General features: G+C 62.6%; 24 protein-coding genes. 11 read left to right on the forward strand and 13 right to left on the reverse strand.

Translation table 11 applies throughout. From position 1 onward, the window contains the following. Nucleotides 1–62: 62 nt before the first annotated feature. The 6 genes from pepN to ACODSJ_RS18260 are packed head-to-tail and all read right to left on the reverse strand — an operon-like array spanning nt 63 to nt 6596. Nucleotides 63–2720 carry an aminopeptidase N gene (gene pepN, locus ACODSJ_RS18235; RefSeq protein WP_489103060.1) on the reverse strand — a complete coding sequence of 886 codons (2658 nt, stop codon included), beginning with the start codon at nt 2718–2720 and terminating at the stop codon, nt 63–65. 13 nt (nt 2721–2733) lie between these two features. After that, on the reverse strand, nt 2734–3564 hold the full coding sequence (locus ACODSJ_RS18240) for a DUF2797 domain-containing protein (protein WP_489103061.1): 831 nt from the start codon (nt 3562–3564) through the stop codon (nt 2734–2736). Further along, nucleotides 3561–3821, reverse strand: a complete 261-nt coding sequence (locus ACODSJ_RS18245; protein ID WP_489103062.1) for a YeaC family protein — start codon at nt 3819–3821, stop codon at nt 3561–3563. Before ACODSJ_RS18245 ends, ACODSJ_RS18240 begins: the two co-directional genes overlap by 4 nt. 44 nt (nt 3822–3865) lie before the next feature. After that, the gene (locus ACODSJ_RS18250; protein ID WP_489103063.1) at nt 3866–4738 is read right to left on the reverse strand and encodes a rhomboid family intramembrane serine protease; all 873 of its coding nucleotides are present in this window, start codon (nt 4736–4738) and stop codon (nt 3866–3868) included. After that, nucleotides 4735–5709, reverse strand: a complete 975-nt coding sequence (locus ACODSJ_RS18255) for a metallophosphoesterase (RefSeq protein WP_489103082.1) — start codon at nt 5707–5709, stop codon at nt 4735–4737. Before ACODSJ_RS18255 ends, ACODSJ_RS18250 begins: the two co-directional genes overlap by 4 nt. After that, on the reverse strand, nt 5706–6596 hold the full coding sequence (locus ACODSJ_RS18260) for an NAD(+) kinase (protein WP_260961339.1): 891 nt from the start codon (nt 6594–6596) through the stop codon (nt 5706–5708). Before ACODSJ_RS18260 ends, ACODSJ_RS18255 begins: the two co-directional genes overlap by 4 nt. Before the next feature lie 105 nt (nt 6597–6701). Here ACODSJ_RS18260 and ACODSJ_RS18265 point away from each other — a divergent pair, with 105 nt between their 5' ends. Next, nucleotides 6702–7667 (forward strand): DUF1853 family protein, encoded by a 966-nt coding sequence (locus ACODSJ_RS18265; RefSeq protein ID WP_489103064.1) that lies wholly within the window; start codon nt 6702–6704, stop codon nt 7665–7667. 47 nt (nt 7668–7714) lie between these two features. On the opposite strand, the gene ACODSJ_RS18270 is transcribed toward ACODSJ_RS18265, so the two are convergent. Further along, entirely contained in the window at nt 7715–8998 is a 1284-nt protein-coding gene (locus ACODSJ_RS18270) for an arsenic transporter (RefSeq protein ID WP_489103065.1), read from the reverse strand. A 192-nt stretch (nt 8999–9190) separates the two neighbouring features. Further along, nucleotides 9191–9748: an NADPH-dependent FMN reductase gene (locus ACODSJ_RS18275; RefSeq protein WP_489103066.1), complete on the reverse strand. Its 558-nt coding sequence runs from the start codon at nt 9746–9748 to the stop codon at nt 9191–9193. 185 nt (nt 9749–9933) lie between these two features. Between ACODSJ_RS18275 and ACODSJ_RS18280 the strand changes: the two genes are divergently transcribed. Further along, nucleotides 9934–10161: a hypothetical protein gene (locus ACODSJ_RS18280; RefSeq protein ID WP_489103067.1), complete on the forward strand. Its 228-nt coding sequence runs from the start codon at nt 9934–9936 to the stop codon at nt 10159–10161. Between the two features lie 79 nt (nt 10162–10240). Beyond that, entirely contained in the window at nt 10241–11134 is an 894-nt protein-coding gene (locus tag ACODSJ_RS18285) for a LysR substrate-binding domain-containing protein (RefSeq protein ID WP_489103068.1), read from the forward strand. On the opposite strand, the gene ACODSJ_RS18290 is transcribed toward ACODSJ_RS18285, so the two are convergent. From ACODSJ_RS18290 to ACODSJ_RS18305, 4 genes are all read right to left on the reverse strand, one after another. Next, the gene (locus tag ACODSJ_RS18290; protein WP_489103069.1) at nt 11100–11714 is read right to left on the reverse strand and encodes a GNAT family N-acetyltransferase; all 615 of its coding nucleotides are present in this window, start codon (nt 11712–11714) and stop codon (nt 11100–11102) included. The two genes, ACODSJ_RS18285 and ACODSJ_RS18290, sit on opposite strands and share 35 nt — an antisense overlap. A gap of 195 nt (nt 11715–11909) precedes the next feature. Further along, nucleotides 11910–12665: a DNA polymerase III subunit epsilon gene (gene dnaQ, locus ACODSJ_RS18295; RefSeq protein WP_489103070.1), complete on the reverse strand. Its 756-nt coding sequence runs from the start codon at nt 12663–12665 to the stop codon at nt 11910–11912. Between the two features lie 234 nt (nt 12666–12899). Continuing rightward, complete coding sequence (rnhA, locus tag ACODSJ_RS18300; RefSeq protein ID WP_489103071.1) at nt 12900–13352, reverse strand: ribonuclease HI; 453 nt, start codon at nt 13350–13352, stop codon at nt 12900–12902. Nucleotides 13353–13439: 87 nt separating this feature from the next. Continuing rightward, entirely contained in the window at nt 13440–14198 is a 759-nt protein-coding gene (locus ACODSJ_RS18305; RefSeq protein ID WP_489103072.1) for a methyltransferase domain-containing protein, read from the reverse strand. A 66-nt stretch (nt 14199–14264) separates the two neighbouring features. Between ACODSJ_RS18305 and gloB the strand changes: the two genes are divergently transcribed. The 8 genes from gloB (at nt 14265) to fabI (ending at nt 25025) form a co-directional block, all read left to right on the forward strand. Then, the gene (gene gloB / locus ACODSJ_RS18310; protein ID WP_489103073.1) at nt 14265–15032 is read left to right on the forward strand and encodes a hydroxyacylglutathione hydrolase; all 768 of its coding nucleotides are present in this window, start codon (nt 14265–14267) and stop codon (nt 15030–15032) included. A 99-nt stretch (nt 15033–15131) separates the two neighbouring features. After that, nucleotides 15132–16580 carry a transglycosylase SLT domain-containing protein gene (locus ACODSJ_RS18315; RefSeq protein WP_489103074.1) on the forward strand — a complete coding sequence of 483 codons (1449 nt, stop codon included), beginning with the start codon at nt 15132–15134 and terminating at the stop codon, nt 16578–16580. 234 nt (nt 16581–16814) lie between these two features. Beyond that, nucleotides 16815–18647, forward strand: a complete 1833-nt coding sequence (locus tag ACODSJ_RS18320; protein ID WP_489103075.1) for an extracellular solute-binding protein — start codon at nt 16815–16817, stop codon at nt 18645–18647. After that, entirely contained in the window at nt 18644–20500 is a 1857-nt protein-coding gene (locus tag ACODSJ_RS18325) for an extracellular solute-binding protein (RefSeq protein WP_489103076.1), read from the forward strand. Before ACODSJ_RS18320 ends, ACODSJ_RS18325 begins: the two co-directional genes overlap by 4 nt. A 4-nt stretch (nt 20501–20504) precedes the next feature. Beyond that, entirely contained in the window at nt 20505–21578 is a 1074-nt protein-coding gene (locus tag ACODSJ_RS18330; RefSeq protein WP_489103077.1) for a microcin C ABC transporter permease YejB, read from the forward strand. A 1-nt stretch (nt 21579) separates the two neighbouring features. After that, nucleotides 21580–22599 (forward strand): ABC transporter permease, encoded by a 1020-nt coding sequence (locus tag ACODSJ_RS18335; RefSeq protein WP_489103078.1) that lies wholly within the window; start codon nt 21580–21582, stop codon nt 22597–22599. A gap of 1 nt (nt 22600) precedes the next feature. Next, nucleotides 22601–24211, forward strand: coding sequence for an ABC transporter ATP-binding protein (locus ACODSJ_RS18340; RefSeq protein ID WP_489103079.1), 1611 nt, complete (start codon nt 22601–22603; stop codon nt 24209–24211). A gap of 19 nt (nt 24212–24230) precedes the next feature. Beyond that, nucleotides 24231–25025 carry an enoyl-ACP reductase FabI gene (gene fabI, locus ACODSJ_RS18345; protein ID WP_489103080.1) on the forward strand — a complete coding sequence of 265 codons (795 nt, stop codon included), beginning with the start codon at nt 24231–24233 and terminating at the stop codon, nt 25023–25025. A 160-nt stretch (nt 25026–25185) separates the two neighbouring features. Here fabI and sohB read toward each other — a convergent pair whose 3' ends face one another. Continuing rightward, nucleotides 25186–26217, reverse strand: coding sequence for a protease SohB (gene sohB / locus ACODSJ_RS18350; protein ID WP_489103081.1), 1032 nt, complete (start codon nt 26215–26217; stop codon nt 25186–25188). Between the last annotated feature and the right edge of the window lie 133 nt (nt 26218–26350).

Raw genomic sequence — 26350 nt, forward strand, 5'->3', positions numbered from 1 at the left:
CTGCTTCATCGCAGGCCAGCGGGAGCAAGCTCCCTCGCCACAAAAGGCAACGCGCAGCGCACTTACGCCAAGCTTTTGCTCACCACCTCGAACACATCGCTGGACAGCCCGCCCGACGCGAGGATGCGTTCCAGCTCAGCCTTCATCAGCACCTGGCGGGCGCTGTCGTATTTGCGCCAGCGGGTCAGTGGCGCCAGTTGCCGCGAAGCGATCTGCGGGTTGAAGCCGTTGAGCTGGATCACCAGATCCGCCAGGAAGCGATAGCCCGAACCGTCCGCCGCATGGAAGTTGATCAGGTTCTGCCCGGCGAATGCACCGATCAGCGCCCGCACCTTGTTCGGGTTCTTGATATTGAACGCCGGATGCTCCATCAGCGCCTTGACCCGCGCCAGGCCGCCCGGCAAGGGGCTGCCGGCCTGCACGCTGAACCATTGGTCCATGACCAGCGGATTGCTCTTGAAGTGTTCGGCGAACACTGCCAGGGCCTTGGCCTTCTCGGTTTCGAACGGCGAGTTGACCAGCACCGCCAGCGCCGTGAGGCGCTCGGTCATGTTGTCGGCGCTGTCGAACTGCTCCAGGGTCGCGCTCAGCACTTCAGGCTTGTCGGTGAGCATGAGGTACGACAGCGCAATGTTCTGCAACGCACGGCGAGCGAAATGCTCGGCCTCGGCCACATACGGCGTGCGCTTGGACAGGTCGCGGTTGGCCTCGTAGCGCAGCCACAGGGCTTCGAACAGGTTATCGGCCAGTTGCTGGCGAGCGAACTCGCGGGCGGCGTGGATCGCCTCGACGTCCGCCACTTCGCTGATCTCGGTCAGATAGGCTTCGCTTGGCAGCGACAGCATTTCCGCGACCATGGCCTGGTCCAGGGATTCGTCCGACAGCACGGTGCGCAGCGCGCTGACCAGGCGCGGGTCCAGCACCAGCGTCTCGCCCTGCTGATGCTGGGCGATCAACTCTTGCAGCACCTGCACCGACAACTGCTGGCCGGCATCCCAACGGTTGAAGCCGTCGCTGTCGTGCTGCATCAGGAACATCAACTGGTCGCGGTTGTACGGGAAGCTCAGTTTCACCGGTGCCGAGAAACCGCGCAGCAACGATGGCAACGGCTTTTCAGCGACGTCGACAAAGGTGAAGGTCTGCTCGGCCTCGGTCACCGAGATCACGCGCGACGTGCCGCTTGCCGCCGCTTCGCCGGCCAGGCGCAACGGGATCTCCGCGCCTTTGCCATCCAGCAGCCCCAGCTCCACGGGAATCACGAACGGCAGCTTTGGCATCTTGTCCGGGGTCGCCGGGCAACTCTGGTTGAAGGTCAGGCTGTAGGTCTTGGCCGCGGCGTCATAGGATTCGCTGACCACCAGCCGTGGCGTGCCGGCCTGGCTGTACCAGCGCTTGAACTGTGACAGGTCGACACCGTTGGCGTCTTCCATGGCCTTGACGAAGTCGTCGCAGGTCACGGCCTGGCCGTCATGGCGCTGGAAGTACAGATCGCTGCCCTTGCGGAAGCCTTCAGGCCCCAGCAGCGTGTGGATCATGCCGACCACTTCCGAACCCTTTTCGTACACGGTCAGGGTGTAGAAGTTGGAGATCTCGATGAAGCTGTCCGGACGCACCGGGTGCGCCATGGGACCTGCGTCTTCGGCGAATTGATGGGTGCGCAGGTACGCCATATCCTGGATGCGCTTGACGGTGGCGGAGTTCATGTCGGCGGAGAACCCGGCGTCACGGAACACCGTGAAACCTTCCTTGAGCGACAGCTGGAACCAGTCGCGGCAGGTCACGCGGTTGCCCGACCAGTTGTGGAAGTATTCGTGGGCGACGATGGCCTCGACCCGCTGGTGCGCAGCGTCGGTGGCGGTCTCGGCGCGGGCCAGCACGGCGCTGGAGTTGAAGATGTTGAGCCCCTTGTTCTCCATGGCACCCATGTTGAAGTCATTGACCGCGACGATCATGAAGATGTCCAGGTCGTACTCGCGCCCGTACACCTCTTCGTCCCAGCGCATCGATTTCTTCAGGCTGGTCATGGCGTGCTGGCACTTGTCGATGTTTTCCGGCTCGACGTAGATGCGCAGCGCCACGCTGCGCTCGGTCATGGTGGTGAAGGTGTCTTCGACGCACCACAAGTCACCAGCCACCAGGGCGAACAGGTAGGCGGGCTTCTTGAACGGGTCTTCCCAGGTTGCCCAGTGCCGGCCATCTTCGCCGGGACCGCTGGCAATCGGGTTGCCGTTGGACAGCAGCACCGGGTAGCTGTGCTGTTCGGCCACCACGGTGGTGGTGAACTTGCTCATCACATCCGGACGGTCGAGGTAATAGGTGATCTTGCGAAAGCCTTCGGCCTCGCACTGGGTGCAGAACATGCTGCCGGACTTGTACAGGCCTTCCAGGGCGGTGTTGGTTTCCGGGTGGATCCTGACGCTGGTGTCGACGGTGAAGGCCTGGGCCTTGGGCTGCAAGGTCAGGTGGTTGTCGTCCAGCAGATAATCGCCCGGCGCCAGGTCGGCGTCGTCGAGCTTGACCGACATCAGCTCCAGGTGCTGGCCGTCGAGCACCAGCGGCGGCAGCCCGGCACCGCGCTCGGGGTTGCGACGCATCACCAGTTGCGCATGGACCAGGCTGTGGTCCTCGAACAACTCGAAGGTCAGGTGCGTCTCGTCGATCAGGTACTCGGGCGCCTGATAGTCCTTGAGGTAAATCATCTTCGGTTGTTCGGTACGCATGAGTCGAATCCTTCTACTGATGCACGGCGAGCTGGTAGGCCGTGTATTTACGAATGTTGATCACACCGGTGTCGAAGATCAGGTACTGGCCCTTGATCCCCAGCAGCGTGCCTTCGGCGATCGGGTTCTTGTCCAGGTTGAAGCTGACGATCTTGGTCGGGTATTGCTCCACCGGATAACGGATCTCGATGGGCTCGACGTCCGCTATGGTCTGGATCGCTTGCAGGCCGAATCGTTCCTGCAAGCCCTGCAAACCCTCGGCGCAGCTGTCGAACAGGGCGTCGCGGATCGCGGGCAGGTCCACCGCCGCAGCGTCGCCCTTGAGCAAGGCACGCCAGTTGGTCTTGTCCGCCACCTGGCTGCGAAACAGGTCTTCGACGAACCCCGACTGCTGGCGCGTGGCGACCCGCAGGATCGGCAGCGCCTGGCTGGCGCCCTGGTCCAACCAGCGGGTGGGCAGTTGCGTGGCACGGGTGATGCCGACTTTCACGCCCGAGGAGTTGGCCAGGTAGACCACATGATCGGTCATGCAAAACTGCTCGCCCCACGCCGGCTCACGGCACGTGCCTGCATCGTAATGGCAACGCTCGGGGCTCATGATGCACAGATCGCACTGGGCCAGCTGGGTCATACACGGGTAGCAATACCCCTGGCTGAAACTGGTCTTGGTCCGCCGCCCGCAATGGGTGCAGTGGATCGCGCCGAGAAACTCCAGGCGCACCGTGCTGCCGATCAATGGGTTGACCGGCACCTCGACATCATCCAGGCGAAACGCGTATTGAACCGTCGGCCCGTCCAGGCGCGCCGACATCTTGCTGATTGCACCGCGACCAATCTCGATCAATGGACAGCATCCGACTTGAACAGTACGTTCGGCACTTCAGTCGACTTCGAATGGCATTCCTGGGTGCCCATGTAGCCGGTGTGCTGGTCTTCGGGCAGGTTCTGGATCTCCCAGGCGATCATCGCTTGCAGCGACAATTCGCGCTGTTCGGCGGTGAGCTTGTTGCCATCGGCCCATTTACCGATTTCCACCGCCAGCTTCAGGTTGCGGTAGATGTCAGGGGTGATGTTGTTGATCATTTCGTTGAACGAGGACATGGATTCTCCGCGCGATCGCGCATTTCAAGAGGCACAGGCGCCCATCAAGGGGCCATTCTACGGCGAGCGAACAGCCCGCCCAACAAGCCCGTGAAGCAGCCGACGAGCAACCCGCCGACGTGGGCCGCATTGGCAATTTCACCAAAGCCGATCATCGAGACCAGCCCGGACAGACACAGCAGCAGCCACACCAGCATCATCACCAGCACCCCTCGGGGCAAGTGATAGGCCGGGTTCGGCGCCAACAGTTGATAGATCCAGCAATGCCCCAGCAGGCCGTACAGCACGCCGGACAAGCCGCCGAACAGGGTCGCGCCGCTGAAGACATACTGGGCGAAGTTCGACACGAGGCTGAACAACAAGGTCAGCCCCAGCAGGTTGATGCCGCCCTGGCGCGCTTCGATCCGCCGCCCCAGCTCCCAATACCACATGCCATTCATGGCGATGTGCAGGAAGCCGAAGTGAATCAGCATCGGCGTCACCAGGCGCCACCACTGGCCGGCCGCCAGGCTGTCGCCCAGGGGCGTGAACTGGATGTAGTCGCCGACGACGTGAAACTCCAGGAAAGTCAGCCAGCGCAGCGTCTCCAGGTTTTCCCCCAGCAGGGTCACGGCGCCAACGATAACGCTGAGCAACAACACCAGCGCAGTGACCGGGCTGCGTCGCAACTGCTCGACGAAACCCGCGCGTCGGGGCGTGCTGCCGGTCGCCGACAATTGCAGTTGCTGCTCGGGATCGCCGTCCGGAAAGCGGGCGTACAGGGCGCGCACGTCTTCGCTGATTTCGTCCGGGACCCAAAGCACCTGTTCGCCCGCCTCTTCGCTGACCCGATGAGGCACCTGCATGCGCTGCAACAGCTTGACGAAACCACTCAGGTCCGCCGCCAGGGGCAGGCGCAAGACCGCGACGGCGCTCATCGCACCACCTCCGGCCGCTCGACATCGACCCAGACGAACTTGTGCGGGTCCAAGCGGGTTTCCTGGTCCAGGCGATAGGCCACCAGCTTGCCGTAGAGCACCGCGCTGTAGTCCAGGCAGGCCAGGTTCGAGCGGATCGGGGCAGGCTTGCCGTTGCGCCAATAGTGGCCGACGAACAACATCGGCTCATGTTCGCCGTAGCGCAGCAGGTTGTTCTTCTCGTCCGGCGACAGCGGCGTACGCGCCACCGGCTCCGGCAAGGCATCGGGCTGGAACACGATGTCGCCGTAGGTCTGCGGGTCGTCTTCCCAGAACTTGGTGCGGAAGAACGAACGGGTCAGGCCGTCGCCACCGGTCAGCGTCATGCCGTGGGGCAAGCGCATGTCCGTGCCGCGCAGCAAGCGGTCGAACACCGTGCAGGCGAAACTGCCCGCCTGCGCCGAGGCCTGGAGAAAGTGTTCGTCGACGCAGCCATTCGGGAACAGGCCCCGCAACGGTTCGATCAGGCCGGCGTCCCAACAGGCATGCACCACACGGAAACGGCCGGCATCGACAAACAGCGGCAGTTCGTAGAACCACTCGAGGAAGTCGTGCCAGTCGCCCGGGTGCTGCTCGAATTGGGTCAGGGTTTCGTGAAGCAGGCGGGCATGGCGCGGCGTGTGTTCGCGCACGTAGCGCTGGCCACTGCCTGGCAAGGCCGGCGTGCTCCAGCCCAGGGCATTGAACTCGTGATTACCCATGATGCACAGCGCCTGGCCGGCCACGACCATGTCGTGGACGATGTGCAGCGCCTCGCGGATGCGCGGGCCACGGTCGATGATGTCTCCCAGGAACACGGCCATGCGCGACGGATGCCGCCAGACCCCGCCCTGCTTGTGGTAACCGAGCCGGTCCAGCAGGTGTTCCAGGGTCAGGGCGCATCCGTGCACATCGCCGATCAGGTCGTAACTGCGCGCAGGATCGAGCATCAGTCGCCTCCACCCCCCAGCCGGCTGCCCCAACCGAGCTTGGTCCGGCAGACTTCATAGTAATTGTGATCCAGCGGATGGATCAGGCGCAGCTTCTGCGCTTTCTTGCTGACGGTGATGGTGTCACCCGGCGCGCAGGTGAAATGGTTCTGGCCGTCACAGGACACTTGCGGGTAGATCTGCATATCCTTGGACACGACGATTTTCAGCTCACTGTTGCCATCGACCACGATGGGTCGCCCAGACAAGGTATGGGGGTACATGGGCACAACTACAATAGCGTCGAGCTTGGGATGCATGATCGGGCCACCGGCAGAGAGCGCGTAGGCGGTGGAACCGGTGGGCGTGGCGACGATCAGGCCGTCGGCCTTCTGGCTGCAAACGAACTGGCCGTCGATGTACAGCTCGAATTCGATCATGCGCGTGGACTTGCCAGGGTGCAGCACCACGTCGTTCAGCGCGTCGCCCTGGCCGATAGCCTCGGCGTGACGGCGTACTTCGGCTTGCAGCAGGAAGCGGTTTTCCACCAGGTAGTGGCCGTCCAGTACTTCGGCGACCTTGGTTTCCAGCTCGTCAGGGCGGATATCGGTCAAAAAGCCCAGGCTGCCACGGTTGATCCCCAGCACCGGAATGTTGTGCCGCGCCAGGGCCCGCGCGGCGCCCAGGAGGCTGCCGTCGCCGCCGACCACGATCACCATGTCGCAGACTTCGCCGAGCATCTTGCGCGACGAGGTTTGCAAGCCATGGCCCGGCAACACTTCGGCGATGGTATCTTCGAGGATCACATGCAGGTGCCGCTCCAGGAGGAAACGTTTGAGACGGCGAACGGTCTCCAGCACCTGTGAACTGCCCAGGCGACCGATGATGCCGATATTGCGAAATTGCTCCATGAGGCTCCTGCGAAGGTCTGCGGCGGGCGAAAAGCACGATTATGGGCGAAAGCGCTCCATAGACAAAATTCTTTAAGCCTTGCGCGCAACAGCTATGCTCGCCACATGATCCTGTTCCCTGATTTGCTGGACCTGCCCCGCCGCCTGCGCCCTCCTGAAGTGCGCGACCTGGCGTGGGCGATACTGGCCCCGCCGATGCTCATCGACACGCCCTGGCCCCAGCGCCATCCCCTGAGCGGCAGCAGCTGGGTGCGCGAGCCGGATCGCCTGGAACACTGGCTGCGACAATTGGACCGCGACAGCTACCCGCTCCTGCGTTGGCTGGCCCAGGGGCGGACGCGGCGCCTGGGCCTGTATTACGAAAAGTTGTGGCAGTTTGCCGTGCAGCACGCACCGGGCATCGAACTGATCGCCGCGAACCTGCCGATCCGACACCAGGGCCATACCCTGGGCGAACTCGACCTGCTGCTGCGCGACGACGAAGGCCTCCACCACCTGGAACTGGCGATCAAGTTGTACCTCGGCCCCCAGGCCGGTAACGGACGGGACGCCGCGCAATGGCTCGGACCCGGTTGCCATGACCGGCTCGACCGCAAGCTGGCGCACCTGCGCGAGCACCAACTGCCGATCTCGGCTCGCCCGGAGAGCCGCGAAGTCCTCGCAACGCTGGGCATCGCGCCCGAGGACATCGAACAGCTGCGCTCCGAACTCTGGCTCGGCGGGTATTTGCTGTACCCCTGGCCTGGCCTGGCCGAACCGCCGGCCGGCGCGCACCCGAGGCACCTGCGCGGCAGTTGGCTGCATCAACGTGATTGGCCGGCGTTCATCGCCCAGCGCCCGCCCGGTCGCTGGCAACCCCTGCCCCGCGCCGCCTGGCTGGCACCGGCGCATTACCCGGCAGAACAGACCTGGAGCGCCGTGCAACTGGACGCCTGGCGAGCGGCCCTCGACCCGTTGGCGCCCGCGCAATTGATGGTGCGCCTGACGGAAAATGCCGGGGGTGAGTGGGAAGAGGCCGAGCGGGTGTTCCTGGTGGCGGATCGCTGGCCGGATGTGCCGGGCAACGCCTGAGTTCTCCAGTGTTTGCCAGGGCCTGCTCGCGATGAATTCACCTCGGTCTAGAAGGACAACCGCAAAGCCAACGCCGCCAGCGTCACCAACAACACCGGCACTGTCAGCACAATCCCGACCTTGAAGTAATACCCCCAGCCGATCCGGATGTTCTTGCGTTCCAGTACATGCAGCCAGAGCAAGGTTGCGAGGCTGCCGACCGGGGTGATTTTCGGGCCCAGGTCGCTGCCGATGACGTTGGCATAGACCATCGCCTCCTTCACCACGCCGGTGGCCTGGCTGGCATCGATGGACAAGGCGCCGACCAGCACCGTCGGCAGGTTGTTCATGGCCGACGACAGCAACGCCGTCAGCACCCCGGTGCCCATGGCCGCACCCCACACGCCATATTCGGCGAAATGGTCGAGCCAGTGGGCCAGGTAGCCCGTGAGCCCGGCGTTGCGCAGGCCGTAGACCACCAGGTACATGCCCAGGGAGAAAATCACGATCTGCCACGGCGCTTCCTTCATCGCCTTGCGGGTGGATATCTTGTGCCCGCGGGCCGCGACGGCCAGCAGCAATGCCGCGCAGACCGCCGAAATCGCACTGATGGGAATGCCCAGCGGCTCGAGGGCAAAGCACCCCAGCAACAAAATCACCAGCACCACCCAGCCGGCGTAGAAAGTGGCCGTGTCATGGATAGCACTGGCCGGATCGTCCAGTTGATGCGGGTCGTAGTCACGCGGGATGTCACGCCGGAAGAACCACAACAGGATGGCCAGGCTGGCGGCCACGGCCACCAGGTTCACCGGCACCATGACCGCGGCGTAGCGGTTGAAGCCAATGCCGAAGAAATCCGCCGAGACAATGTTCACCAGGTTCGAGACCACCAGCGGCAGGCTCGCGGTGTCGGCGATGAAACCGGCGCCCATGACGAACGCCAGGGTGGCCGCGGGGGAAAAGCGCAAGGCCAGCAGCATCGAAATCACGATGGGCGTCAGGATCAGCGCCGCCCCGTCGTTGGCGAACAGCGCCGACACCAGGGCGCCCAACAGCACCATGAAGGCGAACAACTTGTGCCCACTGCCCTTGCCCCAGCGAGCCACGTGCAGTGCGGCCCAGGCGAAGAACCCTGCCTCATCCAGCAACAGGCTGATGATGATCAACGCGACAAAGGTACCGGTGGCATTCCAGATGATGTGCCACACCAGGGCAATGTCGCTGACCTGTACCACCCCGCTCAGCAGGGCCAGCAGCGCGCCCAACGTCGCACTCCAGCCCACGCCCAGCCCCTTGGGCTGCCAGATCACCAGGGTCATGGTCAGCAGGAAAATCAATGAAGCGATCAGCATTTACGCAAGCCTTGAAGACAGCGACGCGCTATCAAGGCGTCGAAGATGGAGAACGGAGGTAGGGTCAAGCGCAGGGAAGATAGGGATTTTCGAGTGCCGGGTAAAGCCCAGGCCCAGCGGCCGGCGCGGGGGCGGGTTATGGCGAGCGCGCCGCGCCCTTTCGCCATAACCGTTGCCCAAGGCTCCGAGACCTCAAGCCTTCTTGTGTTGCTCGACCCACTTGGCATAGGCATTGATGAAGGTCTGCAAGAACGGTTTCACCGTCTCTGACGGATTGCCGGCTTCGTCGAACGCTGCTCCGGCATTGCTGAGGTAGGCTTCCGGCTGCTGCATGCAGGGCACGTCCAGGAACACCAGCGATTGGCGCAGATGATGGTTGGCGCCAAAGCCGCCGATGGCGCCCGGAGAGGCACTGAACACCGCGCCCGGCTTGCCGCTCAGGCAACTCTTGCCGTAGGGACGCGAACCGACGTCTATGGCGTTTTTCAACGGCGCCGGCACCGAACGGTTGTATTCGGGAGTGACGAACAACAGCGCATCCGCCGCGCCGACACGCTGGCGAAACGCGCTATAGGCCGGCGGTGGCGTGACATCGATGTCTTCGTTGTAGAGCGGCAACTCGCCGATCTCGACAATTTCCAGCTTCAAGCCAGGCGGCGCCAGCGCAGCCAGCGCCAACGCTGCCTTGCGGTTGATCGAGGCCTTGCGCAGGCTTCCCACCAAAACGGCCACCGTATAGACATTACTCATGGACTGCATCTCGACTTTGGGTTCAAGGGAGCCTGTAGTTATAGATGATCGGGCGCACTATTGGACCAGCGGAAAGCCGAAAACCGGTCAGCTGGACTATTTTTTTCTTGTAGGAAAACTTACCGCGCTTGGACAGGGTCTACAGAACCGCAAATCGAGTGATCTATTTCCAGAGGTTCTAAGCAATGGCAGCAGTACTTGTCGGACAATTTCATGCGCGAGACGCCGAGGGTCGCGTCTATTCGGTGCATGAATTCCAGGAATCGACACTGGACGAACACGGCAAGGAGCCTGTCACCACCTATCGGCTGGCCATTGGCGATCGAGTCAACAAACTCGACGAAGACCGCTTCTTGCTGGTGCAATCAGGAGTTGAATTGATCCGCGAACCCGAAACGCAAATCGCCTTATAACGATAAACAGAAGTCAAGCCCGGACTTGGGTTAGGATTCGGCCACTCAATGGCTCATCCGCCGAACATGGACTTCTCGCATGCGTTTACGCCACATCGAAGTGATCCAGGCGCTGCTGCAGACCGGGCACCTCGGCACCGCGGCCGAATGGCTGCAATTGCCAGTGGCGGAGGTCGAGGCGATCCTGCGCGATGCCGAGACTCAACTGGGCTTCATGCTGTTTGCCAGTGTGCGCGGACGCTTGCAGGCCACTCGGGAAACCCTCGAACTGCGCGACGCCATGACACGGGTGTATGACGCCCTCGAACCGGTGCAACGACTCGCCAGCAGCCTCAGGCACTACCAGGCACCGCCCTTGCGCATCATCTGCGCCCCGCCCCTTGCCCAGCAATTGCTTCCCCGGACCATCACGGCCCTGCGCCGACGCTATCCGGATGTGCCTTGCACCCTGCTCAGCGAACCGACCCGCCAGATCGTCCAGAGCCTGCTGTTGCGAGAAAGTGACCTGGGACTGAGCCTGCACGACCCCGAGCATCCCGACATCCATTGCCAGGTCATCGCCCAGGGCAAGCTGCAATTGCTGGCGCCCCACGGCTGGCTGCAACCCCGACAGAAATACATTTCGCTTCAAGACCTGGCCGGACAATCGCTGCTGGGCCTCGACGGCCATGACCCGCTGAGTCCCGCGTTCGATCACAAACTGGCGGCCCTGCGGCCGGCGCCCGTGGTCCAGATCCGCGTGCAGACCCATCAGATGATGCGCGCCATGGTCGAGGCCGGCGAAGGCCTGGCCATCGTCGACCCGTTCACCGCCTCGGGCGCCAAGGGTGGCGGGCTGGACGTTTGCCCGGTGTCACCCGCCGTGCCCATCAACCTCTACGCCTTGAGCCTGAATGGCACGCCTGCGGCGCCGGCCATCCAGTCGCTGCTGGAATTGGCTACGGAACAAGCCGAGGCGTTGCTGAGCCACTGATCGACATCCCCAGCGGATCGTCGAACAACCGGTACCAGAACAACGCCACTTCGGCGGTGTGCCGGTCTATGGCGCGATAACGCAGGTGATCGATACCTCCCAGCACATAGCCGCAGCGCTCATAGAGCCGGCACGCCCCCAAGTTGTTGTTCTGGGTTTCGAGCATGATCCCCGGCAGCTTTTTCTTGCGGCTCCAGAATTGGGCAACATCGAGCAGGGCCTTGGCCACCCCATGACGACGGGCCGGGGCGTGCACTGCCAGTTCGTCGATGTGGGCGAAACCGTTCCAGTTGGTGCTGACCACCAGGTGCCCGACGGGCAGGTCGTCGAGGTAGGCCATGAAGATCTCGCTGTCGGGCGCACCGTGGAAGCTGCTGAACTCCTCGGGATCGATGCCGTAGCACTTGCTGTACGGGACAATGGGCGTGACGGGCCATTGGCTCACGGGCTTGCCGATCTGCGCCGTGCCATAGGCGCTGACCTCGAAACTGAAATCACTGCCCCAGATGTAATCAGCGAAGCCTTCATCGACAACGCGCACCGACAACCCGGGGTGCTTGGGATTCATGAGCGGCTGCATACTGGAAAATGTCCTCACTCCTTGAGGCAACCAACGGCAGGTTGCCCTCCATTGCCCTTCTCTTGGCACATCAAGCGGCCTCCTGTGTGGCCTGCCTGCCATCTCAGGTTAGAAGGTCATGGCGATTGTGGCGAGAAATGAACGGCAGCGTGGTGACATCCTTGTGGGAGCGAGCAAGTCAGCTCCCACAGAGGGTCAGTTCGCCGCAGCCTGCGCCTCAGCCAGTTGCGTCCACAATGCCGGGGCGCCGGCGGACTTGGCAATGGCCTCCAGACGCGCGACGTGTTCGGCCAGCTCGCTTTCGCTGGCGCGGATGATCCGCGAAGGCTGGCGTTCGGCGGGCAGCCGGCGGATTTCCGAGGCCTGGCTGCCCGAACCCTCGCCCGCACCGTCCGAAGCATTGCCAGCCAGGGACAGGCTGGTCTGGCCACCGGTCATGGCCAGGTAGACGTCTGCCAGGATCTCGGAGTCGAGCAACGCGCCGTGCAGTTCGCGGCCGGAGTTGTCGACGCCGTAGCGCTTGCACAGGGCATCGAGGCTGTTGCGCTGCCCCGGATGCCGTTCCCGGGCCATCATCAGGGTGTCGAGGATGCTGCAATGCTCGGTGATGTCGGCCCGGTGGTGCTGGCCCATCAAGGCGAATTCGTTGTTGATGAAACCAACGTCGAACGCCGCGTTATGGATGATTAGCTGCGCGCCCTGGATGAACTCGAAGAACTCATCGGCGACTTCGGCGAAACGCGGCTTGCCCACCAGAAATTCATTGGTGATGCCGTGGACGCCAATCGCGCCCTCATCGCTTTCGCGATCCGGTTGCAGGTAGACGTGGAAATGGCGGCCGGTCAGGCGCCGACCGATCAGCTCGACACAGCCGATTTCGATAATCCGGTGACCATCGGTCACCGGCATGCCGGTGGTTTCGGTGTCGAGTACGACAGATCTGTTGGCCATCAGTGTTCAGCTCTCAACGGGCAGTCATGCAAAGGCGCGGATCTTAACACGCCCACGAAGCGCGGTGCCGCACACCGCTCTTGTGGCGAGGGAGCTTGCTCCCGCTCGGTTGCGCAGCAACCGCAAAACCTGGGGCCGCTTCGCGACCCCGCGGGAGCAAGCTCCCTCGCCACAAAAAGCGCTCTCGCCCCAGGTGTGAACCTTTCCACTGGCCTAGGAGTACATCCAGCCAGATCAAGCCTGCTTGAACCCACGCACCTCGTCCACCCCACGGTTGGCCAACTGGTCGGCCCGTTCGTTGCCGTGATGGCCGATGTGGCCACGTACCCATTTCCAAGTGACGTTATGGCGATTGACCTGCTCATCCAGCAGCATCCACAGATCGGCATTCTTCACCGGTTCTTTCGCGGCGGTCTTCCAGCCACGCTTCTTCCAGTTGGCCATCCATTCATTGATGCCCTTCATCACGTACTGCGAGTCGGTCACCAGCAGCACGTCGCAAGGTCGCTTGAGTTCCTCCAGGCCACGAATGGCGCCCATCAACTCCATGCGGTTGTTGGTGGTGTTGGTTTCGCCGCCCCAAAGCTCCTTCTCCACCCCCTTGCAGACCAGCAACGCACCCCAGCCACCTGGGCCAGGGTTGCCCTTGCAGGCGCCGTCGGTGAAGAGTTCTACGCTATCGCTCATGCCAGTCCATCCAGAAAAAAATGCACAAGCCTGCCGGTCGGGACCGACAAGCCCGAAGCCGAAATGCCGGCCAGATTCAGAAAAGGGTTACGGCTCGATGTGGCGACGATTGACCTTGGCCATCGGCAAGGGAATCAGCTTGCCCATCGGCTCGCGTCGCACCTGACGCACCGGGCGCAGGCCGACCGCGATCTTGCGCGCCACCAACAGGTAGAAGCCACCACCGGACAGTTGCCAGGCGCCGGCCCTGCGCTCCCAGCCAGCCAGACGGGCCTGCCACTTGGGTGATGCAAGCGGCGGACGATAGCACCCGAAGCGGCGTTTCTCCAGCGCGAAACCCAGCAGGTTGAGCCAGTCGCCCACCCGGGAGGCCGAGATACAACGGGCCTGGCGCAAGGCATCGTGGGCGAATACCCGCCGCAACCCCCAACTGCTCCAGGGGTTGATGCCGATGATCAGCAGATGCCCGCCGGGGCGCACGCTGCTGGCGGCCTCACGCAACAGGCCGTGGGGAGACAGGCAGAAATCCAGGCCATGCTGCAGCACCACCACGTCGGCAGCATGCTCGCTCAAGGGCCAGGCCTGCTCCTCGCAGACGATCTCCACCCCAGGCAGCGGCGCCCCCAGGCGCACGTTGCGCTGGACCTGCGGGGCCGACGGCGGCGTCTGCGCCGAAGGCCCGTAATGCACCAGGTAGCCGCCGAAGAACCGACCCAGCTCGTCCTCGAGCATGCGCCGTTCTTCCTCCAGCAAAAATTGCCCGACGGGGCCGGCCAGCCACTCGCGGGCGGCGCTGATCAACGCCAGCCAGTCAGGATCAGCCTGAGCGAACGCTTCATCGGTCATTTGCATTCTCCAACGCGCCAGGAAGTTCTAAGATGCGCCTTTGTTTTGAGCTTGGCGAATTTAGCGATGATACAGATCAGTGCCCTGCCCGCGTTCACCGATAACTACATCTGGTTGTTGCAGGACCATTCGAGCCGGCGCTGTGCCGTGGTCGACCCGGGTGACGCCGCCCCGGTGCAGGCATGGCTCGCCGCCCATCCAGGCTGGGTCCTGAGCGACATCCTGGTCACCCACCATCACCCTGATCACGTGGGCGGCGTCCAGGCGTTGAAAAACGCGACCAACGCCACCGTCTACGGCCCGGCCAGCGAAAATATCCCGGCGCGGGACAAGGCGCTCGGTGACCACGACCAGATCAGTGTGCTGGGCCTGGACTTCGATGTCCACGCCGTGCCCGGCCACACCCTGGGGCATATCGCCTACTACCATCATGGCCTGCTGTTCTGTGGCGATACCCTGTTCGCCGCCGGGTGCGGCCGCCTGTTCGAAGGCACGCCCGAGCAAATGCACCGTTCGCTGAGTCGACTCGCTGCCCTGCCGGAAGACACCCTGGTCTACTGCACCCATGAGTACACCCTCAGCAACCTCAAGTTCGCCGCAGCGGTGGAACCGGATAACCGGGACATTGCCGCCCGTCTGGAAAAAGTCAGCCATCAACGCAACGAGGGGGTCATCACCCTGCCGTCGACCCTGGCCCTGGAAAAGCTCACCAACCCTTTCCTGCGCACCGCTGAAACATCCGTTAAACAAAAAGCAGACGAACGGAGCGGCCAGCGTAACCAGACGCCGAGTAAGGTTTTTGCGGCCTTGAGGGCTTGGAAAGATAAATTCTAAGGGCGCTATCGGTCGGTACAAAAATTCTGAATGGTTGACCTGTTGGGGTGCGCTTTCTAGAATCGCCCGACATTTTTGCCCGGAACTTACTTCCAGCCAATGTCGTCCTCTATACGCAGGTCCGCCCAGTCAGACACATTGACCCGCTTGGCTCAAGCCATTGCGGTGGCTGTGTCCGCCACGCTGGCGGGTTGCCAAGGCACGAGCCAGGTGGCGCCCGACGCGGCCCACACGCCCAATATCGCCGCTCGCGCCAAGCAGAAACCTGTGTGGCTCAGCCAGAAGCCCAGCCCCCAGGTGCCCCAGGATATCTGGGAGCGCATGCGCCAGGGCTTCCAGCTCCAGGAAACCGCCGGCGTCAACCCACGCATCGAGCAACAGCGCCTGTGGTTCGCCAGCAACCCATCCTTCCTGGAAAACGCCGGCGAGCGTGGCAGCCTGTATATCCACTACATCGTCGAACGCCTTGAAGAACGCAACATGCCGCTGGAGCTGGCCCTGCTGCCGGTGATCGAAAGCGCCTACAACCCCATGGCCTATTCCCGCGCCAACGCCGTGGGCCTTTGGCAGTTCATCCCGTCCACGGGGCGCTACTTCAACCTGCGCCAGACCCGCTTCTACGACGGACGTCGTGACATCACTGCTTCCACCACGGCCGCCATGGATTACCTGACGCGCCTGCACGACATGTTCAACGGCGACTGGCTGCTGGCCCTGGCGGCGTACAACGCCGGCGAAGGCACGGTCAGCCGGGCCATCGAGCGCAACGAGAAGCTCGGCCTGCCTACCGACTACTGGAACCTGCCGCTGCCCGCCGAGACCCAGGCCTACGTGCCCAAGCTGCTGGCGCTGTCCCAGGTGGTGCTCGCCCCCGATGCCTATGGCGTGAACCTCAACCCGATCGCCAACGAACCGTACTTCCAGGTCGTCGAGATCAACCAGCGCATGGACCTCTCCAAGGTCGCAGCGGTGGCCAACATCGACGAGGACGAGCTGTTCCAGCTCAACCCGGCCTTCAAGCAGCGCACCACCATCGACGGCCCGCAGCACCTGCTGGTGCCCACCTCCAAGGCCCAGTTGCTGACCGCCAGCCTGTCGACCATGCGTCCGGAAGAACTGATCAGCCCCCGCTCGCTCAAGCCGGTTTTCGAAACAGCCGACGACAGCGAACCGGAAGGCGTCAAGCGCACCTACCGCGTCAAGCGCGGCGAAAGCCTGGCCCAGATCGCCAAGGCCAACAAGGTCGAAACCAAGGACCTGCAACGCTGGAACAAGCTCAGCGGCAACAAACTCAAGGTCGGCCAGACCCTGGTCATGCAAGACACCCGGGCGCCAAAGGCCACCGGCAAGCGCATCAACACCGTCGTGGCCGCCAACAGCAAGGGCGACAAATCCAAGCAAACCCAATACAAGGTCCAGCAAGGTGACTCGCTGTACGTCGTGGCCAAGCGCTTCAACGTGGAAATGCAGCACCTCAAGCGCTGGAACCCACGGATGGGCAAGGCGCTCAAGCCTGGGCAGATGCTGACGGTCTATTCCCCGCATTGATCGCAGGGGCTCCCTGTGGCGAGGGATTTATCTGTGGGAGCAAGGCTTGCCCGCGATGGCCGCGCCGCGGTTTAACCGTCGAACCGCGTTATCGTTCATCGCGGGCAAGCCTTGCTCCCACAGATAACCTCCCTCGCCTGACTGGATCCACCACCCCCCCCGCCTTTTTCCTGCCGATACAAGCTGTTACTGTACAGGCCATAAAGCCCAAGCCGCCTGGATCGGATCCCAGATTTGATACGTCCCCTCCTCCTGCTCCTGATCAGCCTGGCCTTGAGCTCTCCCGCCAGCGCAACCATCAGCGAAAGCCATGGCTATGCGCAATTCGGCACGCTCAAGTACCCGGCCCGATTCACCCACTTCGACTGGGTCAACCCGCAAGCGCCCAAGGGCGGTGTCCTGCGGGTCATGGCATTTGGCACCTTCGATACGCTCAACCCCTATACCTTCAAGGGCAGCAGCCCGGTTTCCACGCCGAACTTCCTGCAATACGGCATCAACGAACTGAACGAGCCGTTGATGGTCGGCACCGGCCAGTACGCACCGTCCGGCGATGAGCCGACGTCCAGCTATGGCTTGATCGCCCAGTCGGTGGAGTACAGCGAGGACCGCAGCTGGGTGGTGTTCAACCTGCGGCCCGAAGCGCGGTTTCATGACGGTGTGCCCATCACCGCCTATGACGTGGCCTTTTCCTACCGGACACTGCTCAAGGACGGCCACCCGCAATACCGCACCAGCCTGCAGGAAGTGCTGCGGGTCGACATCCTCAATCCACTGAGAATCCGCTTCGTCTTCAAGCGCGCGGGCAATCCGCTGTTGATCCTGCGCCTGGGCGAGTTGCCGGTGTTGCCCCAACATTACTGGAAGGACCGCGACTTCAAGGCGACCACTTTCGAGCCACCCCTGGGCAGCGGCCCCTACCGCATCACCAAAGTGCAGCCGGGTCGCCAACTGGTGTTCGAACGGGTCAAGGACTACTGGGGCAAGGACCTGCCGGTCAATCGCGGCAAATACAACTTCGACCGCATGGAGGTGGAGTTCTACCGCGACAGCGACGTCGCCTTCGAAGCCTTCAAGGCCGGTGAGTTCGACATCTATATCGAACACCAGGCCAAGAACTGGGCCAATGGCTACGATTTCCCGGCAGTCACCCGTGGCGATGTGATCAAGGCGCAGATCCCCCACCAGATCCCGACCCAGACCCAGGGCCTGTTCATGAACACCCGGCGCAGCACCTTTGCCGACGTGAAGGTGCGTGAAGCCCTGGGGCTGATGTTCGATTTCGAGTGGACCAACCGTACCCTGTTCAGCAGCGCCTACAAGCGCACGCTCAGCTACTACCCCAACAGTGAATTCTCCGCCAGTGGCGTGCCGGTGGGACACGAATGGTTGCTGCTCAAGCCGTACCGTGACCAATTGCCGCCCCGGTTGCTCACCGAACCCTTCAGCCTGCCCGCCACCGACGGTCGCGGCATTCCCCGGGAAACCTTGCGCAAGGCCCTGGGCTTGTTGAAAGAAGCCGGCTGGACCCTCAACGGCCAGCGCCTGTTCAACGCTGACAGCAAGCCCCTGAGCTTCGAGATCCTGCTGGTGAATCCCAACCTGGAGCGCATCCTGCAACCCTACGTGGAGAACCTCGCCAGCATCGGCATCCAGGCCCGGCTGCGCACGGTGGATCGCGCCCAGTACAAGCAGCGGCTGGACCAGTTCGACTTCGACATGATCCTGCTGACCTTGAACCAGACCCTCAGCCCGGGCCTGGAGCAATGGCAGTACTTTCACTCCAGCCAGGTCGCCGTCGAGGGCAGCAAGAACTACGCAGGCATCGCCAATCCGGTGGTCGATTACTTGCTGGACAAACTGCTGGCCGCCCAGACCCGCGACGAGCAGGTGGCGGCTGGCAAAGCCCTGGACCGCGTGCTGCTCTGGCAGCATTACTGCATTCCCAACTGGTACCTCAATTATCATCGCCTGGCGTACCGCAACCGGTTCGCCTTCGTCACCACGCCGCCCTACACCCTGGGCTTGAGCGCATGGTGGCTGAAATCTTCGGAGAAAGATCAATGACGCCTTTTCGCGCCCTGCTCCTGCAGGCCAGCGGCCTGCTATTCGCCGGGCTGGCCTGTGCCGCGCCGCAGCACGCGGTGACGTTGTACAACGAACAGCCCAAATACCCGGCCGACTTCAAGCACTTCGACTATGTAAACCCTGACGCCCCCAAAGGCGGGATGTTCCGCAAGGGTGGGTTTGGTGGCTTCGACAGCCTCAACCCGTTCATCAGCAAAGGCGTACCGGCCGACGACATCGACCTGATCTATGACACCCTGACCGCGCGGGGCCTGGATGAGCCCTTCACCGTGTACGGGCTGATCGCCGAAAAAATCGAAGAGGCCCCGGACAACAGCTGGGTGCGCTTCTACCTGCGACCCCAGGCCCGCTTCAACGACGGCCACCCGGTGCGCGCTGAAGACGTGGTCTTCAGCTTCCAGACCTTGATCAAGGACGGCGCTCCGATGTTCCGTGGCTACTACAACGACGTCGCCGAAGTCGTTGCCGAAGACCCGCTCAAAGTCCTGTTCAAGTTCAAGCACACCAGTAACCGTGAATTGCCGTTGATCCTCGGCCAGATCCCCGTCCTGCCCAAGCACTGGTGGGCCACCCGCGATTTCAGCAAAGGCAACCTCGAAATCCCCCTGGGCAGCGGTCCCTACAAGGTCGCCGAAGTGAAAGCCGGACGCTCGATCCGCTATGAACGGGTGAAGGACTATTGGGGCAAGGACCTGCCGGTCAATCGCGGTTTATATAACTTCGACGTATTGACCACCGACTACTACCGCGACAACACCGTGGCGGTGGAAGCGCTCAAGGCCGGGCAGTTCGACTACTGGCTGGAAATGAGCGCCAAGAACTGGGCCAACGCCTACAACATCCCGGCGGTGACCGAAGGCCGCTTGATCAAGGAACAGATCCCCAACGGCAACCCCACCGGCATGCAGGGTTTTGTCTACAACCTGCGCCGCCCGGTCTTCCAGGATGTACGGGTGCGCAAAGCCCTGAGCCTGCTTTTTGACTTCGAATGGACCAACAAGCAACTGTTCAACGGCGCCTACGCCCGCACCCGCAGCTATTTCGAGAATTCGGAAATGGCCGCCACCGGCCTGCCGGGCGAAGACGAACTGAAGATCCTCGAACCCTTGCGCGGCAAGATCCCCGAACAAGTCTTCAGCGAAGCGTTCCAACCCTCGATGTGCGATGGCAGCGGCATGATTCGCGACCAGCAGCGCAAGGCCTACCAACTGTTGCAGGAGGCCGGCTGGCGCATCGTCGACGACAAGATGGTCGATGCCCAGGGCAAACCGGTGGTGCTGGAGTTCCTGCTGGCCCAGACCGAGTTCGAGCGGGTGCTGCTGCCGTTCAAGCGCAACCTGAGCGACCTGGGTATCGACCTGGTGATCCGCCGCGTCGACGTATCCCAGTACGTCAACCGCGTGCGCTCGCGGGATTTCGACCTGGTGGTCGGCAGCTTCCCGCAGTCCAGCTCGCCGGGGAACGAGCAGCGCGAGTTCTGGATGTCGGCCGCCGCCGACAAGCCCGGCAGTCGCAACACCATGGGCCTGAAGGACCCGGCCGTCGATCAACTGGTGGAAGAACTGATCAACGCCGATTCGCGCAAGAGCCTGGTGGCCCACGCCCGAGCACTGGACCGGGTGCTGCAATGGGGTTATTACGTGATCCCCAACTGGCACATCAAGACGTGGCGGGTGGCGTACTGGAACCACATCGGCCATCCGAAGGTGACGCCGACCTATGACCTCGGCACCACCACCTGGTGGGTCAAGCCCGACACCAAGCCTGCCATCGAGGTGGAAAAACAAGTGATGGAACAACAGATCAACCCCGCCCCTGCGAGCGTGGAGTAACCCGATGCTGGCTTATATCTTCCGGCGGTTGCTGCTGATCGTCCCGACCCTGTTCGGCATCCTGCTGATCAACTTCGTCATCATCCAGGCGGCGCCCGGCGGGCCGGTGGAGCAGATGATCGCCAAGCTCGAAGGCTTCGAAGGTGCCACCAGCCGCATTGCCGGCGGTGGCACCGAGGTCTCGGTCGCCGGCTCCTCCTATCGCGGCGCCCAAGGCCTGGACCCGGCGCTGGTCAAGGAAATCGAGCGCATGTACGGCTTCGACAAGTCGGCGCCCGAACGCCTGTGGATCATGATCAAGAACTACGCCCACCTGGATTTCGGTGACAGCTTTTTCCGCGACGCCAAGGTCATCGACCTGATCAAGGAAAAGATGCCGGTGTCCATTTCCCTCGGGCTCTGGAGCACGCTGATCATGTACCTGGTGTCGATCCCGCTGGGGATCGCCAAGGCCACCCGGCACGGCAGCCACTTCGACGTGTGGACCAGCTCGGCGATCATCGTCGGCTATGCCATCCCATCGTTCCTGTTCGCCATCCTGCTGATCGTGGTGTTTGCCGGTGGCAGTTATTTCGACTGGTTCCCGTTGCGCGGGCTGACCTCCAACAACTTTGACGAGCTGCCCCTGGGCGGCAAGATCCTCGATTATTTCTGGCACCTGGCCCTGCCCGTGACTGCCCTGGTGATCGGCAACTTCGCCACCATGACCCTGCTGACCAAGAACAGCTTCCTCGACGAAATCAACAAGCAGTACGTGGTCACCGCCAAGGCCAAGGGCCTGGCCCGCAACCGCGTGCTCTACGGCCACGTGTTCCGCAACGCCATGTTGCTGGTGATCGCCGGTTTTCCTTCGGCGTTCATCGGGATTTTCTTCACCGGTTCGTTGCTGGTGGAGGTGATCTTCTCCCTCGACGGCCTCGGGCTGATGAGTTTCGAGGCGGCCATCAACCGTGACTATCCGGTGGTGTTTGGCACCTTGTTCATTTTCACGTTGCTGGGGTTGGTGGTGAAGCTGATCGGCGACCTGACCTACACCTTTGTCGATCCGCGCATCGATTTCGAAAGCCGGGAGCATTGAGATGAACCTGTCCCCGCTCAATCGCCGCCGCTTCGAACTGTTCAAGGCCAACAAGCGTGGCTGGTGGTCACTGTGGCTATTCCTGGTCCTGTTCATACTGAGCCTGGGCGCCGAGCTGATCGCCAACGACAAGCCACTGGTGGTGCATTACGACGGAGGCTGGTACTTCCCGGCCCTCAAGCGCTACCCGGAAACTACCTTCGGCGGCGAATTCCCCCTGGAAGCCAACTACAAGAGCCCGTACATCCGTGAGCTGCTGGCGGCCAAGGACGCCTGGGTGGTGTGGGCTCCGATTCCGTTCAGCTACCAGAGCATCAACTACGACCTGAAAGTCCCGGCCCCCGCCCCGCCCTCGTCGGTGAACTGGCTGGGCACCGACGACCAGGGCCGCGATGTCCTCGCGCGGGTGATCTACGGCTTCCGGATTTCGGTGCTGTTCGCCCTGACGCTGACCCTGCTCAGTTCGATCATCGGCGTGATCGCCGGCGCCTTGCAGGGCTTCTACGGCGGCTGGGTCGACCTCGCCGGGCAACGCTTCCTGGAGATCTGGTCCGGCCTGCCGGTGCTGTACCTGCTGATCATCCTGGCCAGCTTCGTCCAACCCAACTTCTGGTGGCTGCTGGGCATCATGCTGCTGTTCTCCTGGATGAGTCTGGTGGACGTGGTCCGTGCCGAGTTCCTGCGCGGGCGCAACCTGGAATACGTGCGCGCCGCCCGGGCCCTGGGCATGCAGGACGGGGCGATCATGTTCCGCCACATCCTGCCCAACGCCATGGTCTCGACCATGACCTTCATGCCGTTCATCCTCACCGGCGCCATTGGCACCCTCACCGCGCTGGATTTTCTCGGCTTCGGCTTGCCACCGGGCGCACCGTCCCTGGGCGAGCTGGTGGCCCAAGGCAAATCCAACCTCCAGGCCCCGTGGCTGGGCATCAGCGCCTTCGCCGTGCTGGCCCTGATGCTGAGCCTGCTGGTGTTCATCGGCGAGTCCGCTCGCGATGCCTTCGATCCGAGGAAGTGAAATGAACCAGGACAATCTGATCGAAGTACGCGACCTGTCGGTGGAGTTCATCGTTGGCGAACGCCGCCAACGGGTGGTCGAAGGCGTCAGTTTCGACATCAAGCGCGGCGAAACCCTGGCCCTGGTCGGTGAAAGCGGCTCGGGGAAATCGGTGACCGCCCACTCGATCCTGCGACTGTTGCCCTATCCCCTGGCCCATCACCCCAGCGGGAGCATCCAGTACGCCGGGCAGGATTTGCTGGGCCTGAAGGAAAAAACCATCCGGCATATCCGCGGCAACCGGATCGCGATGATCTTCCAGGAGCCGATGACCTCCCTCAATCCACTGCACTCCATCGAAAAGCAGATCAATGAAGTACTGGGCATCCACAAGGGCCTGAGCGGCAAGGTCGCGACCCGTCGCACCCTCGAATTGCTGGAGCTGGTGGGCATTCCCGAACCGCACAAGCGCCTGAAAGCCTTGCCCCATGAGCTGTCCGGCGGCCAGCGCCAGCGGGTGATGATCGCCATGGCCCTGGCCAACGAGCCGGAACTGCTGATCGCCGACGAACCGACCACGGCCCTGGACGTCACCGTCCAGCTGAAAATCCTCCAATTGCTCAAGGAGTTGCAGGCCCGATTGGGCATGTCGCTGCTGCTGATCAGCCACGATTTGAACCTGGTGCGAAGAATTGCGCATCGGGTATGTGTCATGCAGCGCGGTTGCATCGTCGAACAGGCATCATGCGCAGAGCTGTTCCGCGCGCCGCAGCATCCGTACACTCGTGAACTGCTGGGCGCCGAGCCCAGTGGCAGTCCGGCGAGCAACGTTGCCGGCCCGCCGCTGTTGCAGGTCGAGGACCTGAAAGTCTGGTTCCCGATCAAGAAAGGCCTGTTCAAGCGCACGGTGGATTACGTCAAGGCGGTGGACGGTATCCGCTTCAGCCTGCCCCAGGGCCAGACCCTGGGCATCGTCGGCGAAAGCGGTTCCGGCAAGTCCACGCTGGGGTTGGCGATCCTGCGGTTGATCGGCAGCCAGGGCGGGATCCGCTTCGAAGGCAAACCGTTGGACAGCCTGTCGCAGCAGCAGGTCCGGCCGCTGCGCCGGGAGATGCAAGTGGTGTTTCAGGACCCGTTCGGCAGCCTGAGCCCACGGATGTGTGTGAGCCAGATTGTCGGCGAAGGCCTGCGGATCCATAAGATCGGCACCGCAGCCGAGCAGGAACAAGCGATAATCGCGGCATTGAAGGAGGTAGGCCTGGACCCGGAAACCCGGCACCGCTACCCCCATGAATTTTCCGGAGGGCAACGGCAGCGTATCGCCATTGCCCGGGCCCTGGTGCTCAAGCCGGCGTTGATTCTGCTGGATGAACCAACGTCGGCCCTGGACCGTACCGTGCAACGCCAGGTGGTGGAGCTGTTGCGGTCATTGCAAACCAAGTACAACCTGACGTACCTGTTTATCAGCCATGACCTGGCTGTCGTCAAAGCGCTGAGCCACCAGTTGATGGTGGTCAAGCATGGCCAAGTGGTCGAACAAGGTGATGCCCGCGGTATATTCGCCGCGCCGCAACACCCCTATACACAGCAGTTGCTGGAGGCCGCCTTCCTGGCCCCAACAACTGCCGAATAACCTGAAAGAGGAGCAACACATGGGTTTTCTCGCCGGTAAGCGCGTACTGATCGTCGGTGTCGCCAGCAAGCTGTCCATCGCATCCGGCATCGCCGCCGCCATGCATCGCGAGGGCGCTGAGCTTGCCTTCACTTATCAGAACGACAAACTCAAGGGTCGTGTCGAAGAGTTCGCACAAAGCTGGGGCTCCAGCCCTGAGCTGTGCTTCCCATGCGACGTGGCCAGCGACGAAGAGATCGTCAAGGTCTTCGAAGAACTGAGCAAGAAGTGGGACGGCCTGGACTGCATCGTGCACTCCGTGGGCTACGCTCCGGGCGACCAACTGGACGGCGACTTCACCGAAGCCACCACCCGCGATGGTTTCCGCATTGCCCACGACATCAGCGCCTACAGCTTCGTGGCCCTGGCCAAGGCCGGTCGCGAAATGATGAAAGGCCGCAACGGCAGCCTGCTGACCCTGTCGTACCTGGGCGCCGAGCGCACCATGCCGAACTACAACGTCATGGGCATGGCCAAGGCCTCCCTGGAAGCTGGCGTGCGTTACCTGGCCGGCTCCCTGGGCCCGGACGGCACCCGCGTCAACTGTGTATCGGCAGGTCCGATCCGCACCCTCGCCGCTTCCGGCATCAAGAACTTCCGCAAGATGCTGGCGGCCAACGAAGCGCAGACCCCACTGCGTCGCAACGTCACCATCGAAGAAGTCGGCAACGCCGGCGCCTTCCTGTGCTCGGACCTGGCGTCGGGCATCAGCGGTGAAATCATGTACGTGGACGGCGGCTTCAACACCACCGCCATGGGCAGCCTCGAAGAGTAATCTTCACCCGCGCTCCGCGTACAAAAACGCCGCTTGCCCTGCAAAGGACAAGCGGCGTTTTTTTGTGCCCATTGTTCAGCACTAAACAATTGTGGGAGCAAAGCTTGCTCGCGATGGCGGTGGGTCTGCTGGCATCGATGCTGGATGGCGACTGGAGGCCTTACCAGAACCGCTGCTGGGTCAGACGGCTCCACCAACTGAGCAGCACGCGGTCCACCGAGCCGCTGGCCGCCATGCCGATGCGTTCTTGCAGGCTTTTGCGTTCTGCGTAATGCAGATGGTACAGCTCGGCCCCTTTGGCCCGCTCGGCCAGGTATTCGTCGCTGGTCTTGAGCTCGTCCACCAGCCCTTTGCCCAACGCCGCGACACCCAGCCAGACTTCCCCGGTGGCCACTTCATCGATAGCCAGTTGCGGGCGGTAGCTGGAGACGAAGTTCTTGAACAGCTCATGGGTGATGTCCAGGTCTTCCTGGAACTTTTCCCGGCCTTTCTCGGTATTTTCGCCAAACACCGTCAGCGTGCGCTTGTATTCACCGGCCGTCAGCACTTCGAAATCGATGTCGTGTTTCTTCAGCAGCCGGTTGACGTTGGGCAACTGCGCGACGACGCCGATCGAGCCAAGAATGGCAAAAGGAGCGCTGATGATCTTCTCGCCGATGCACGCCATCATGTAGCCGCCGCTGGCCGCGACCTTGTCGATGCAAACCGTCAACGGCACGCCGGCCTGACGGATCCGCGCCAGTTGCGAAGAGGCCAGGCCATAGCTGTGGACCATGCCGCCACCGCTTTCCAGGCGCAGCACGACTTCGTCCTTGGGTGTCGCCAGGGTCAGCAGCGCCGTGATCTCATGGCGCAGGCTCTCGGTGGCGGAGGCCTTGATGTCGCCGTCGAAGTCCAGCACGAACACGCGGGACTTGGCCGTCGGCTTGGCCTTTTGTTTCTTTTCGGATTTTTCAGCCTTGCCTTGGGTCTTGCGCAGGGCCTTGAGCTGGTCCTTGTCCAGCAGCGTCTGCTCCAGGCGCTCACGCAGCCCTTTGTAGAAATCGTTGAGTTTGCTCACCTGCAACTGGCCGGTCGACTTGCGCCGTCCCTTGCTGCGCAGCGCAGCAAAACTGGCCAGGACCACCAGGATGGCGATCACCAGCGTCACGGTCTTGGCCAGAAAACTGGCGTATTCGATGAAGAACTCCACGATGACTCCTAATCAATTCAAAAAACGCCGCTCAAAGGCCTAATGCTTTCACTCAAGGCTGTCGAACCCGTGGCGAGGGAGCTTGCTCCCGCTGGGTCGCGAAGCGGCCCCTTTTTTGTGAGCGCTTCGCACT

It is taken from the genome of Pseudomonas sp. FG6 (genome assembly GCF_057809015.1).